Here is a 13,230-nt window from a genome sequence, read left to right on the forward strand (position 1 = left end):
TTCTGCCGTGTCCTGACCCGGTGAGCCGTCCGGCCTCATCGGTGGTCCTCCGCGACGGCGAGGACGAGCTCCGCCATGCGGCGGTCGGCGTCGCGCACCCCCCGCGCATGGGAGGCCGCCGACATCGCCTGCAACCGGGCGGCGTCGGAGACCAGCGGCAGGAGTTCCGCGCGGATCCACGCGGGTGTGAAGGCCGCATCATCGACCAGCACGGCACCGCCGGCGGCCACGAGTCCGGCGGCGTTGAGCCGCTGCTCACCGTTGCCGTGGGGCAGCGGGACGAGCACCGCGGGAAGACCCACGGCACTGATCTCGCTCACGGTCGCTGCGCCGGCGCGCGCCACCAGCAGATCCGCCGCCGCGTACACCCGCTCCATGCCGTCGACGAACTCGAGTTGCTGGTAGCCCGGGACGGCGAGGGGGGTGCCGTCCGGCCCGGGGACGTGCTTGCCCCGGCCGGTGATGTGGAGGACCTGGATCCCGGCCGCCACGAGATCGGGGACGGCGGAGGCCAGGGCGCGGTTCATGCTCGCAGCTCCCGAGGACCCGCCCGTGACGATCACCGTGGTCCGCTCCGGATCGAGGCCGAGGCCCGCGCGGGCCTCGCCGCGGGACGTGGCCCGGTCGAGATCGGCGATGCTCCTGCGCATCGGCATGCCCACCAGCACCGCACCCGCGAGCCTCGTGCCCTCGAAGGCGACCGCGACACGCGACGCGATCCGCGCACCGGCCCTGTTGGCGATCCCGGGGCGGGCGTTGGCCTCGTGGATGACGACGGGCACGCGCGCCAGGAGGGCGGCGAGATAGGCCGGCGCGGAGACGTAGCCGCCCACCCCGACGACGACGTCGGCTCCGGCCGCGACGATGATCCGGCGTGCCTGCCGCACCGCGCGGACGAAGCGCACCGGCAGCTTCAGGAGGTCGATCGACGGGCGCCGCGGGAGGGGGACACGATCGATCGTCCGCAGCTCGAAGCCGGCGGCGGGGACCAGGCGGGTCTCCATGCCGGCCTCGGTCCCGACGGCGGTGATGCGCGCGTGGGGACGCTTCTCGACGAGCGCCCCTGCGATGGCCAGGAGGGGGCTGACATGGCCCGCGGTGCCGCCGCCCGCGAGGATCACCGACACGGCCCCGTCGGAGGTGGTGGGTGTCATGCTCGGGTGCCGTTCCGTCGGGGTGTGCGGGAGGCGCCGGTGGCCGTGGCGGTGCGCCCGGCCGGGCCCGGCTGCGGTGCGGTCTCCGGCGTGACCGGCATCTTGCGGGCGAAGGACAGGAGGACCCCGACCGCCCCGAGCGTGAAGGTGAGCGCGGAACCGCCGTAGGAGATGAAGGGCAGGGGCACCCCGATGACGGGCAGCAGGCCGGTCACCATGCCGATGTTGACGAAGGCCTGTCCGATCAGCCAGACGAGGATCGATCCCATGAGGATGCGCACGAAGGGATCCGTGTAGCGCAGGGCCACCCGGATGGTGGCGACGGCGAGGATGCCGAACAGCAGGACGACCACGAGGGTGCCGAGGAGGCCGAACTCCTCCCCGATGATGGCGAAGATGAAGTCGTTGTGTGCCTCGGGGATCCAGTTCCACTTCTGCCGGCTCTGTCCGATCCCCACGCCGAACCAGCCGCCGGAGGCCATGGCGAAGAGCCCGTTGTCCGACTGCAGGCACAGATCGGCCCCGTTGTCGCAGTTCAGGCCGAGCCAGGCACGGATGCGCCCGCCACGGTTCTCGCTGGTGACCACCATGAGCAGCGACCCGACGAGTGCGCCGGCACCGGTGAGGATGAACAGCTTCAGGGGCGCACCGGCGAAGAACAGGGCCGCTCCGGCGATCATCATGAGGACCAGCCCGGTCCCCAGGTCACCGCCGAGCAGCACGAGTCCGATCGGCAGTCCGCCGAAGGGCAGGGCCGGCACCAGGGCGTGCCGCCAGTCCCGGATGAGGGCCTTCTTCCGTTCGAGGATCGCCGCGAACCAGAGGGCCAGCGCGAGCTTGGTGGGCTCGGACGGCTGGAACGTCTGGGAGCCGATCCTGATCCAGTTCCTGTTGCCGTTGATCTCCACCCCGATCACGAGGACCAGGATCAGCAGCACGACGGCGATGCCGAGGCTGGGCCAGGCCAGCGCCCGGTAGGCGCGCGGTCCGAGCCGGGAGAGCACCAGCATCAGGACCAGGCCGGCGCCGGCCCAGATGGCCTGCTTCAGGAACAGGTCGAATCTCTCCTTGCCCTCGGAGATGGCCTCCACCGACGAGGCGGAGAGGACCATCAGCAGACCGATCGCGGTCAGCGCCAGGGCGGCGCCGAGGATGAGGTAGTAGCTGGAGCCCGACGGCGTCCGGCCGGCGCCCTCGAGGAGCGACCAGCCCTTCCGGATCCGCTCGCGGACCGGATGGCTCGTCGACGCTGCGGCCGCGGCGCGGGTCGAGGTGCTCATGAGGCGCCCTCACCGCTCCCCTGTCCGCTGCGCGCCGCGACGGCGGCCGTGAAGGCGGCTCCCCGGTGGGCGTAGGAGGAGAACTGGTCCATGGACGCGGCGGCGGGGGCCATGAGCACGGTGTCCCCCTGCCGGGCGAGGCCGGCTGCCTCGGCGACCGCCCAGTGCATGACGGCCTCGCCGGTCGGCGGCTCCCGGTCCGCTGTCGGGTCTCCTGCCGCTTCTGCTGTCGCATCTCCGGCCGGGTCCGCTGCCGGGTCCGCCGATGCGCGCTGTGCGGGATGGACGAGGACCGGCACCTCGGGAGCGTGCCGGGCGAGGGCGTCCTGGAGGGGGGTCGGATCCACCCCGAGGAGCACGACGGCGCGGAGGCGGCGTCCGTGGTCCCGGACGAGGTCGTCGTAGGAGACGCCCTTGGAGAGCCCTCCCGCGATCCACACGACGGATTCGAAGGAGGCGAGGGAGGCGGCTGCTGCGTGCGGATTGGTGGCCTTCGAGTCATCGATCCACAGGATCCCGTCCTCGTCACCGACCACCTGGATCCGGTGATCTCCCGGGCGGAACGCGCGGATGCCCTCGCGTACCGCGGCCGGCTCCACACCGGCGGCCCGCACGAGCGCTGCGGCGGCCAGGGCATCGGCCACGAGGTGCCGGGGTACCACCGTGCCCAGATCCGGGAGGGCGGCGAGCTCGGCGGCCGAATCCTTGCGCTGCGCGATGAAGGCACGGTCCACGAGCAGATCCTCGACGACCCCGACCATGCTGATCGACGGCGTGCCCGTGGTGAAGCCCACCGCCCGGCAGCCCTCGATGACGTCGGCGTTCTCCACCATGATCTCGGTCTCGCGCTGCTCGACGTTGTAGATGCAGGCGATCCTCGTGCGCTCGTAGACCGAGGCCTTCGCGGCGACGTACGCCTCGTAGCTGCCGTGCCAGTCCACGTGGTCCTCGGCGACGTTGAGGCATACGCTGGCCAGCGGCGAGATCGAGTGGGCCCAGTGCAGCTGGAAGCTCGAGAGCTCGACGGCGAGGACGTCGTAGCCCTGGGGGTCACGGATGACGTCGAGGAGGGGGATGCCGACGTTGCCGGCGGCGATGGCCCTCCGGCCGGAGGCCAGGAGCATGGATTCGGTGAGCCCCACAGTGGTCGTCTTCCCGTTGGTGCCCGTGATCGTCAGCCAGTCGGCGGTGGGGCGGCCCTCGCGGATGCGCACCCGCCAGGCGAGTTCGACGTCGCCCCAGATCGGGATACCGTCCGCTGCGGCCGCGGCCAGGAGTGGCTGGGTGGGCCGCCAGCCCGGGGAGGTGACGACGAGCTCTGCCGGACGGCCGTCCACGAGGGGCAGGGAGGCGGCGTGCCCGGCCCCGAGCAGCACCTCCCGGGCACCCACGATCCGCAGCGTCTCGGCGCGTGCCTCGTTCTCCTCGTCGGCCCCGGCATCCACGACGACGACGGCGGCACCGAGTTCGACGAGCGTGTCGGCCGCCGAGAATCCCGAGGCGCCGATCCCGGCGACGACGACGCGCAGGCCCGCCCAGTCCGCGTCCCAGGTCACCAGCGACGCCAGCCGGTCCGCCCCGCGCCCTGCTCCCGTTGCTCCGGTCGTCATGGTCCCCTCCGATTCGCTCATCCCACAACCCATTCCGCGTAGAAGACACCCAGTGCCACGGCGACGAACAGTCCCCCGAGGATCCAGAACCGCACCACCACCGTGACCTCGGCCCAGCCCTTGAGTTCGAAATGATGCTGCAGGGGTGCCATCTTGAACACGCGCTTGCCCCCGGACAGCTTGAAGTAGCCCACCTGGATGATGACGGAGAGCGTGATGAGCACGAACAGTCCGGCCAGGATCACGAGCAGCAGTTCGGTGCGCGACAGGATGGCGAAGCCGGCGATCGCGCCGCCGAGGGCCAGGGATCCGGTGTCGCCCATGAAGATCCGGGCCGGGGACGTGTTCCACCAGAGGAAGCCCACGAGCGCACCGCACATGGCGCCGGCGACGAGGGCCAGGTCCAGCGGGTCCCGCACCTCGTAGCAGACGCTGCCGGCGCCCGGTGAACCGCAGCTCTGGTTGCTCTGCCAGATGCCGATCAGCAGGTACGCCCCGAAGACCAGGATCGACGCCCCGGCCGCGAGGCCGTCGAGTCCGTCGGCCAGATTCACGCCGTTGCTGGCTCCGGTGATGATCAGGTTGGACCAGACGACGAACAGGATCGCCCCGAGGAGGGTCCCGGCGAACGCCAGGTCGATCGGCGTGTCCCGGATGAAGGAGATCGCCGTCGACGCCGGGGTGCGTCCCTGGTCGTCGGGGAACTGCAGCGCGAGGATGCCGAAGGTCACACCCACGGTGGTCTGGCCCGCGATCTTGGCGGGGGCGCTCAGGCCGAGGCTGCGCTGTTTGGAGATCTTGATGAAGTCGTCCGCGAAGCCCACGAGCCCCATGCCGGTGGCGAGGAACAGCAGCAGCAGGCCCGAGGCGCTCGGTCCGCCGACCGGCGACCCGGTGGCCATCATGAGCAGATGGGTCAGGAAGTAGGCGAGCAGGACCGATCCGACGATCACGGCCCCGCCCATGGTGGGCGTGCCGCGCTTCGTGTGGTGGGCCGTGGGCCCGTCGTCGCGGATGAACTGGCCGTAGGCGCGCCGGACGAGGAGTCGGATGAACAGGGGTGTGCCCACGAAGGCGAAGAGGAGCGCGGAGGCGGAGCCCACGAGGAGAGCGATCACGGCTGGGGTGCCTTTCCTGAAGGGTCAGGTTCGCGCTCGGCGTCCCCGGTGGCGCTCTGGGTGTCGGCGGCGATGCGATCGCCGAGGAACCGTAGTCCGGCGCCGTTGGAGGATTTGAACAGGACGATGTCCCCGGGCTCGAGTTCCGTCCGCAGCAGTTGTTCGGCCGCCTCGACGTCGTCCACGTGGACGGCCTCGCTCCCCCAGGAACCCTCGAGCACGGCACCGTTGAACAGCGCGCGTGTGTTCGGACCCACGCAGACCAGCTTGGAGATGTTCAGCCGCACCACCACCCGACCGAGAAGGTCGTGCTCCTCGATGGAGCGGTCCCCGAGTTCGAGCATCTCGCCGAGGACGGCCCAGGACCGGCGTCGGTCGCGGCCGAGTTCGGCGAGCGTGCGCAGGGCGGCCCGCATGGATTCGGGGTTGGCGTTGTAGGCGTCGTTGATGACGCTCACGCCGTCGGCGCGGTCGGTGCGCTCCATGCGCCAGCGGCTCGCCGCCGCCAGGACCCGCAGGGAGGCGGTGATGTGGTCCGGGGTGCACCCGACGGCGTAGGCGACCGTGGCCGCGGCCAGCAGGTTCGCGATGTGGTGCAGGCCGAGCAGGGGCGAGACGACGTCGTGCTCGCTGCCGTCGGGGAACACCAGGGTGAAGGAGGGATGCCCCTCGGAGGTGGTGGTGCCGTTGCGGGCGAGCACCACGGCGTCGTCGGCGTGGAAGTCCTCCGAGGACGAGAAGAAGAGGCGGCGCGCCGAGGTCCTGCCCTGCATCGCGAGCACGCGCTCGTCGTCGGCGTTGATGATCGCCGTCCCGGACGCGCCGAGGGCCTCGAGGAGCTCGCCCTTGGTCCGGGCGATGTTCTCCACACCGCCGAACTCCCCCACGTGGGCGGAACCCACGCCCAGGACCACCCCGATGTCGGGGCGGACCAGCTCGGCCAGATAGGCGATGTTGCCGGGCTTGGTGGCGCCCATCTCGATGACGAGGTAGCGGGTGTCCCACCCCGCCTCGAAGACGGTCAGGGGCACCCCCACCTCACCGTTGTAGGAGCCGCGCGGCGCGACCGTGGGGCCCACGGGGCCGAGGATGCCGGCCAGCAGGTCCTTGGTGGTGGTCTTCCCGGCGGACCCGGTCACGCCGATCACGGTGAGGTCGCCCGCGGCACGCAGGCGCCGGACGGTCTCGGCGGCGAGGGTGCCCATCGCCAGCACAGCGTCGGGCACCACGACGGCGGGGAAGGGACGCCCGTCCTCCCGGTCTACCCGTCGTTCGGCCAGGGCGAGGACGGCGCCGCGGTCGAAGGCCGCCCCGACGAAGAGGTGACCGTCCGACTCCGCGCCGGGCTTGGCGATGAACAGCCCCCCGGGTCCGCTCTCACGGGAGTCGACGGCGGCCGAGGTGACGGTGATCGGGCGCCGGCGATCGACGCCGACCAGGACCCCACCCGTGAGTGCCGCGATCTCGGCTGCGCTGAATTCAATCATGACGGTTCAGAAGTCTATCCCGGGGGTGGAAAGCACAGAGAATCCATGCCGTGTCAACGCGGAGCGCAGTTCCACGCGGTCGTCGAGGGAGACATTGACGCCCTTCACTTCCTGCCATACCTCGTGGCCCCGGCCCGCGACGATCACGGTGTCGGCGCTCGTGGCGAGCTCGACGGCGCGGTCGATCGCCGCCGCCCGGGGGAACACCTCCAGGATCTGGCAGTCGAGCCGTTCCTCCCGCACGGCCGTCTCGGCGCCCTGCAGGACGGCACGGCGGATCACGGCGTCGTCCTCGTCGTGCGGGTCGTCGTCGGTCACCACCAGGATGTCGGACAACCGCGCCCCGACCGCACCCATGACGGGGCGCTTGGACTCGTCGCGCTGGCCCGTGGCGCCGAAGACCGAGATGACCCGGCCGCCGGGTCGGCGCACGGAGGCGAGGGTGCGTTCCAGGGCGTCCGGATTGTGCGCGAAGTCGACGATGGCCGCCGGCGCCTCGCCGAGGAGCTGCATGCGCCCGGGCACCTCGGTGGTGAAGGGGTCGTGGCTGTCGAGGGCGGCCTGGAGTCGATCGAGCGGCACACCCGAGGCGAGCACCATGACCGCGGCGAGAGCGGCGTTCGAGATGTTGAAGCTGCCCGGCAGCCCGCTCCGCAGGCTCAGGCGCTCGCCGGAACGGCCTGCGAGGACGAAGGAGTGACCCAGGCCGCTGGTCCCGACGTCGGTCACGGTCCAGTCGGCGGGCTCGCCGTCGTCCGTCGCCGGGGCCGTCCGGAGGCTCAGGACCGGGACCTGCGCCGTCGCGGCGAGGCGGCGGCCCCACGGGTCGTCCACGAGCACCACGGCCCGCCGGCAGCGCGCGGGGGTGAACAGGTCGGCCTTGACGGCGAAATAGTCATCCATGGTGCCGTGCAGGTCGAGGTGGTCCTGGGTCAGGTTGGTGAAACCGGCGACGTCGAAGCGCACCCCGTCCACCCGCCCGAACTCCAGGGCGTGCGAGGACACCTCCATGGCCGCCGCATCGAGGCCGCGCTCGCGCATCAGTCCCAGGAGTGAATGGACCTGCGGGGACTCGGGGGTGGTCAGGGCGCTGGGGATCGCCTCGCCCCCGGCCCGGATCTCGATGGTCCCGATCAGCCCGGTCGAGTGACCGAGCGCCCGGAGCAGGGCATCGAGGAAGTAGGTGGTGGTCGTCTTGCCGTTCGTCCCGGTCACCCCGAACAGGGTCGGGGCCGCGCCCTCGTCCCGGGTGCCGAAGATCACGGCGGAGAGGGGCCCCACGGCGCGCCTGGGATCGGGGACGACCACGACGGTCGGTGCCTCCAGGCCGCTCGCGGTGGCTGCCTGCTCCGCGAGGACCGCGCCGGCGGCGTCGGTCAGGATCGCCGCGGCGCCCGCGCGGAGGGCCTGGTCGGCGAACTCGCCACCGTGGCGTGCGGCGCCCGGCAGGGCGGCGTAGAGATCACCGGGCAGCACCGACCGGGAATCGAGCGTGATGCCGGTGATCTCGGGGAGATCGGGGGCGACCTGAGGACCGGCGAGGTCCCCGATGAGGCCCAGGGCGGCCGTCAGCCCGATCGGCCGCACCGTGAGCGGTCGCAGCAGGGACGCGGCGCTGCCGCGCGAAGTCTTCGATTGCACGGTGCCCCGGCCCTTCGGATCAGTAGTCGACCGGATAGATGTCCGGCTTCGTGGTGGACGCCGGCACATTGTTCGCATTGAGGACCTGCTGCATGACCTTCTGGAACGAGAGTCCCGGGATGAGGTAGTACAGATCCCCCTGGGGGCGCTGCAGCGTGACGACCACCACGTACTTCGGGTCCTCGATCGGGGCGATACCCGCGTAGGACAGAGTGTAGCCGTCGTATCCGCCCGAGGCACTCGGCGCCTCGGCCGTGCCGGTCTTGGATCCCACCCTGTACTGCTCGAGCTCCCCCGACTTGCCGGAACCCTCCTCGGTGACGGTCTCGAGCATCTTGCGCATCTGCGTCGCGGTCTCCTCCGAGACCACCTCCGTGCCCTCGGCCTGCGGCACCACGTGCTCCGTGCCGTCGGGGTCGATGTAGGCGTCGATGAGGCGCGGGGCCAGCCGGACGCCGTCGTTGGCGATGGTCTGGTAGACCATCGCGGTGTGGAGCGCGGTCTGGGTGAGCCCCTGCCCGAAGAGGACCGTGTACTGCTGGCGGTCGTCCCAGTGGTCCGGGGTGGGCAGCAGCCCCTGGTTCTCCTCGTTGAGACCGGTGCCCAGGGGTTCGCCGATCCCGAACTTCTTCAGCCAGTCGTAGCGTTCCTGCTTGGTGAGCTGCTCCCCGATCTGGACCGTGCCCGTGTTCATGGACTTCGCGAGCACGCCCGCCGCGGTGCGCTTCTCGGTCTTGTGCTCGGTCGAGTCCTTGAACGTCTGGTTGCCCACGGTGTAGCGGTTGTCGAGCTCGAACTCCGAGGTGGGCGTGATGAGCCCCTGCTCGAGCGCGGCGGAGAGCGTGATGACCTTCGTGGTGGAGCCGGGCTCGAAGGACGCGCTGACCGAATTGGGCTTGCGCTTCTCGGGCGGCGTGGCACCGGGATCGTTCGGGTCCGGCGTGGTGGATTCGGCCATGGCCCGGATGTTGCCGGTCTCGGCCTCGACCACCACGATGTTGCCCCACTCGGCGTCGTACTCCTCGACCTGGGACGCGATGGTCTGCTGCGCGAACCACTGCAGGTCCTGGTCGATCGTCAGCCGGACGTCCTGCCCGTTCTCGGCGGGGATGTCCTCGTTGGTGGCGTACGGGATCCGGATGCCGTCCCCGCCGATCTCGAAGGTACGGCTGCCCGCGGTCCCCTCGAGCGCGTCGTTCAGGGCGTACTCGAGTCCCTCCTGCGGCGTGCCGTCGGCGGAGACGTACCCGATCATGGAGCCGCCGACCGAGCCGTCCGGATAGGTGCGCACACTGGTCTGGTCGGCGTAGACACCGGGGATCTTCACGGCCAGGGCCCTGTTCTTCACCTCGGGCGTGACGGACCTGAGCACGTAGTTGAAGGTCTTGTCCCCGAGGACGGCCTCGCGCAGGGTCCCCTCGTCGACGTCGAGGACGTCCGAGAGCTCGGCGAGTCCCTGCTCCATGGGGATCACCTCCGAGGCCTCGAGCTCGTCGCTGTACCGGCGGAACTCGTCCACGGCACTCAGGCGCTGGTCCACCACGATGTCGAAGCGCTCCACGCTGCGGGCGAAGTTCTTGCCGTTCGTGTCCACGATCGACCCGCGGATCGGTTGCACCGCCGTGGTCGTCAGACGCTTGGACAGACCGGCCTGGGCCATGCCGTCCAGGTCGAGGGCCTGCACCTGGAACAGCCGCACGCCGAGGACCAGGAGGAGGACGAGGACGAAGGCGAGCCCCACGCGGAGCCGGCTGGAGCCCAGCGCCAGTCGGAGGCTGTCGGGGCTGCCGGTACGTGCTGGTGTCACGGGGAATCCTTGTCGATCGGAGCAGGCAGGACGGCGGCGGCCGGGCGGCTACTGTCCGGTGGCGGTCTCGGCGGGGACGGGCTCCTCGCCCGCCTCGGCGGGGACGGCGTCCTCGGCCGCCGGCTCGGTCGGGACGGGCTGCGGCTCCCCGGTGAGATTCGGCGGCGCGATCAGGACCTCCGCCTCCGGGCCCTCGACGGCGGGCACGGGGTCGCCGGTGACCTTCTTCGAGTCCAGGTCGATGGTGCCGAAGCTCGGGGACGAGACCATGCCGAGCTTCGCCGCCTGTGCCGCGAGGCTCTGCGGCGCCTGCCGCGTCTCGATCTCGAGGACGAGCGCCTCGTTCTGCTGGTTCAGGGCGACCTGCTTCGAACGGAGCTGGACCAGCTCGTACTGCGTCCCGGAGACGGAGATGTTGAGCATGAGCACCGTCGCCAGGGCCGCCGCGAGCACGGTCAGGAGGAAGACGGCCAGCGGCAATCTGCGTGAGCGCCTCCGCGCAGGCACCACGGACAGCGGGGTCCGCGGCTGCGGGAGGGCGGCGTCGATCCCGACCCCCGTACGGGGAGTACCGAGCCGACCGGGGGCCACCGCCAGGGCACCACCGCCCACGAACGCTGCAGCGCCGTGTCGCTTGTCGATGGTCACTGCCTGGCCCATGTGGTCATCCTGTCGGCTGGTCCTGATCTGGTACGTTCCACTGCCCGCAGCCTGGCCGAGGCCGCCCGCGGGTTCTGTTCGATCTCCGCCGCCGTGGGCGCTTCCGTGCCCCGGGTCAGCGAACGGAGGTAGGCCTTGTGTTCTTCGAGCTCCACGGGGAATCCGGGGGGCGCGGTCGACGTCGTCCCTGCGCTGAAGGCGCGCTTCACGATGCGGTCCTCGAGCGAGTGGTAGGACATCGCGACGATCCGACCGCCGGTGCGGAGCGCGTCGATCGCCGCGGGTACGGCGCGCTCGAGGACCTCGAGCTCCTCGTTGACCTCGATGCGCAGGGCCTGGAACGTCCGTTTCGCGGGGTGCCCGCCCGTGCGGGAGGCCCCCGCGGGCACCACGCCCCGGATCACGTCGACGAGCTGCGAGGTGGTCCTCAGCGGGGCGGCGTCGCGGGCGCTGACGATGGCGGTGGAGATGCGTCCGGCGAATTTCTCCTCGCCCCAGGAGCGGATGATGCGCAGGAGGTCCGCTGCGGCATAGGTGTTGACCACGTCCGCGGCGGTCCTGCCCCTGCTCGTGTCCATGCGCATGTCCAGCGGTGCGTCGAAGGAGTAGGCGAAGCCGCGCTCCCGCTCGTCGAGCTGCAGGGAGGAGACCCCGAGGTCGAACAGGACGCCGTCCACGCCGTCGATCCCCAGGTCCGCGAGGACGTCCGGCACCTCGTCGTACACCGCGTGCACCAGATCCGTGCGGTCGGTGAACGGTGCCAGCCGCTCCCCCGCGAGCCCGAGGGCCTCGGTGTCCCGGTCGATGCCGACGAGGTGCGCCCCGGGGAAGCGCTCGAGCATGGCCTCGGCGTGACCGCCCATGCCGAGGGTGGCATCGACGAGGACGGCGCGTCGCCCGGCTGCTTCCGCGGCGGTGACAGCGGGGGCGAGGAGGTCGACGCAGCGGTCGCGGAGGACGGGGACGTGCCGGTCGTTCGTCGGCCGGTCTGCCTCCATGCGCCCTCCCCCTCCTGCGGCTCGTGCCCGTGTCGTCGTCACCCTGCAGGCGCAGGGATCTCTGCGTGCCACTCTTGGGCCAGATCCCCATCCGGCCGGAGGATCCCCGCCTGGCTCCGGGGAAGTGGAGCCAGGAGGCGAATCGCATCCGGCGGCTGGAGATCTCGTCCAAGAGGAGCTGCCCCGGCGTTCCGCCGGGAGTTCCTCCGTCGTACTCGTACTGCTCATCACTGCGTGGTGCCCGACGCGTCTCAGGTGATACCCGGGAACGCGTCCTCGTCCGTCTCGGAGAAAGCTGCCTCCTTCTCCAGCAGATAGGAGTCCCAGGCACCGGCGTCCCAGATCTCCGCCCGGCTGCCCGCACCGATCACGGCCAGTTCCCGATCCAGGCCCGCGTAGGCCCTCAGGGCCGGCGGGATGGTGATCCTGCCCTGCTTGTCCGGCACTTCGTCAGAGGCGCCGGAGAGGAAGACCCGGTTGTAGTCCCTCGCCTGGCGTGACGAGATGGGTGCGGCCCGCATCTGCTCGTGCACCCTCTCGAACTCGTCCATGCTGAAGACGTAGATGCAGCGTTCCTGACCCCTGGTGAGGACCAGACCGGCACTCAATTCCTCACGGAACTTCGCAGGGAGGATGAGCCTGCCCTTCTCGTCGAGGCGGGGGGTGTGGGTTCCGAGGAACACTCCTCACCGCCTATTCCGAGTCGACCGATCCGGCCCCATGCCGAACTGCTCTTATGTGCTCCACATTACTCCACAACTCTCCATGGTCAACGCAATCCGGGGGTGTCGGGGCGTCCGGCGAGTCCCCGAGCTCCCACGGGTGTGCGGCCGGGCACGCTGCGTCGCAGGACCGCCTCGAGTCGCCGCGCGGCTCAGCTGGAAGCAGATGGAAAGAGGTCGCGGGACCGTTTAAGTAGTTAAACGGGAAGAACCCGCCGTGGCGGGTTCTTCCGATGATGTACTACGGCAGCTGCCTGCTGCCCGGGGGGCGCGTCAGCTCTGATCCCGCTTCCGCTCGTCCCATTTGTCCTCGAGTCCGGACATGAAGCCGCTCTTGCCGCCGGAGGTGGCCTTGGTCCGCTTCCCTGCCGGTTCCGTCACCTCGACCTGCTTGGACTTCGTGGTGGCGAAGTACACCCCGGCGCCCATGACGAGGAATCCCGCGACACCGATGAAGATGTTCTGGTAGGTGATTCCCGCCAGCAGGACCAGGATGCCCGCGATGGTGATCAGGGAACCGATCACCAGACGCCTGGTGGACATCGCCTTCCGGGTGTCGGACGCCATCGAGTGCGCGAACTTGGGATCGTCGGCGTGCAACTGCTGTTCGAGCTGATCAAGCAACCTCTGCTCGTGTTCCGAGAGTGCCATGACCGCCTCCTTGATGTGGGTGCCAACAATCCTTCAATGAATCAACGCTCCGACCGCGGACCGCGTTCCCTGCGGAACGACCTCGGTCGTCAGTCGGTCGAC

The 13,230-nt window shown here is 70.5% G+C and carries 11 protein-coding genes; all 11 read right to left on the reverse strand.

Going from position 1 to position 13,230, the window contains the following annotated elements; all coding sequences use genetic code 11:
- Positions 1 to 35: 35 nt before the first annotated feature.
- Positions 36 to 1,154, reverse strand: coding sequence for an undecaprenyldiphospho-muramoylpentapeptide beta-N-acetylglucosaminyltransferase (gene murG, locus Q0747_RS06845; RefSeq protein ID WP_298252910.1), 1,119 nt, complete (start codon positions 1,152 to 1,154; stop codon positions 36 to 38).
- Entirely contained in the window at positions 1,151 to 2,434 is a 1,284-nt protein-coding gene (ftsW, locus tag Q0747_RS06850; protein ID WP_298252912.1) for a putative lipid II flippase FtsW, read from the reverse strand. The genes murG and ftsW overlap by 4 nt, the downstream gene beginning before the upstream one ends.
- On the reverse strand, positions 2,431 to 4,065 hold the full coding sequence (gene murD / locus Q0747_RS06855; RefSeq protein WP_298252914.1) for a UDP-N-acetylmuramoyl-L-alanine--D-glutamate ligase: 1,635 nt from the start codon (positions 4,063 to 4,065) through the stop codon (positions 2,431 to 2,433). The genes ftsW and murD overlap by 4 nt, the downstream gene beginning before the upstream one ends.
- A complete protein-coding gene (gene mraY, locus Q0747_RS06860) occupies positions 4,062 to 5,162 on the reverse strand; it encodes a phospho-N-acetylmuramoyl-pentapeptide-transferase (RefSeq protein ID WP_298252916.1) in 1,101 nt (366 codons plus the stop codon). The genes murD and mraY overlap by 4 nt, the downstream gene beginning before the upstream one ends.
- Positions 5,159 to 6,649, reverse strand: coding sequence for a UDP-N-acetylmuramoyl-tripeptide--D-alanyl-D-alanine ligase (gene murF / locus Q0747_RS06865; protein ID WP_298252918.1), 1,491 nt, complete (start codon positions 6,647 to 6,649; stop codon positions 5,159 to 5,161). The genes mraY and murF overlap by 4 nt, the downstream gene beginning before the upstream one ends.
- 6 nt (positions 6,650 to 6,655) lie before the next feature.
- Positions 6,656 to 8,209 carry a UDP-N-acetylmuramoyl-L-alanyl-D-glutamate--2,6-diaminopimelate ligase gene (locus tag Q0747_RS06870; RefSeq protein ID WP_298253069.1) on the reverse strand — a complete coding sequence of 518 codons (1,554 nt, stop codon included), beginning with the start codon at positions 8,207 to 8,209 and terminating at the stop codon, positions 6,656 to 6,658.
- Positions 8,210 to 8,309: 100 nt separating this feature from the next.
- Entirely contained in the window at positions 8,310 to 10,097 is a 1,788-nt protein-coding gene (locus Q0747_RS06875) for a penicillin-binding protein 2 (protein WP_298252920.1), read from the reverse strand.
- 48 nt (positions 10,098 to 10,145) lie between these two features.
- Positions 10,146 to 10,757: a hypothetical protein gene (locus Q0747_RS06880; RefSeq protein WP_298252921.1), complete on the reverse strand. Its 612-nt coding sequence runs from the start codon at positions 10,755 to 10,757 to the stop codon at positions 10,146 to 10,148.
- Positions 10,742 to 11,755 (reverse strand): 16S rRNA (cytosine(1402)-N(4))-methyltransferase RsmH, encoded by a 1,014-nt coding sequence (gene rsmH, locus Q0747_RS06885; RefSeq protein ID WP_298252923.1) that lies wholly within the window; start codon positions 11,753 to 11,755, stop codon positions 10,742 to 10,744. Before rsmH ends, Q0747_RS06880 begins: the two co-directional genes overlap by 16 nt.
- A 251-nt stretch (positions 11,756 to 12,006) precedes the next feature.
- Positions 12,007 to 12,438 (reverse strand): division/cell wall cluster transcriptional repressor MraZ, encoded by a 432-nt coding sequence (gene mraZ, locus Q0747_RS06890; protein WP_148601028.1) that lies wholly within the window; start codon positions 12,436 to 12,438, stop codon positions 12,007 to 12,009.
- Between the two features lie 312 nt (positions 12,439 to 12,750).
- Entirely contained in the window at positions 12,751 to 13,128 is a 378-nt protein-coding gene (locus Q0747_RS06895; RefSeq protein WP_298252926.1) for a DUF3040 domain-containing protein, read from the reverse strand.
- Between the last annotated feature and the right edge of the window lie 102 nt (positions 13,129 to 13,230).

It is taken from the genome of uncultured Arthrobacter sp. (genome assembly GCF_947493765.1).
GTDB lineage: Bacteria > Actinomycetota > Actinomycetes > Actinomycetales > Micrococcaceae > Arthrobacter_D.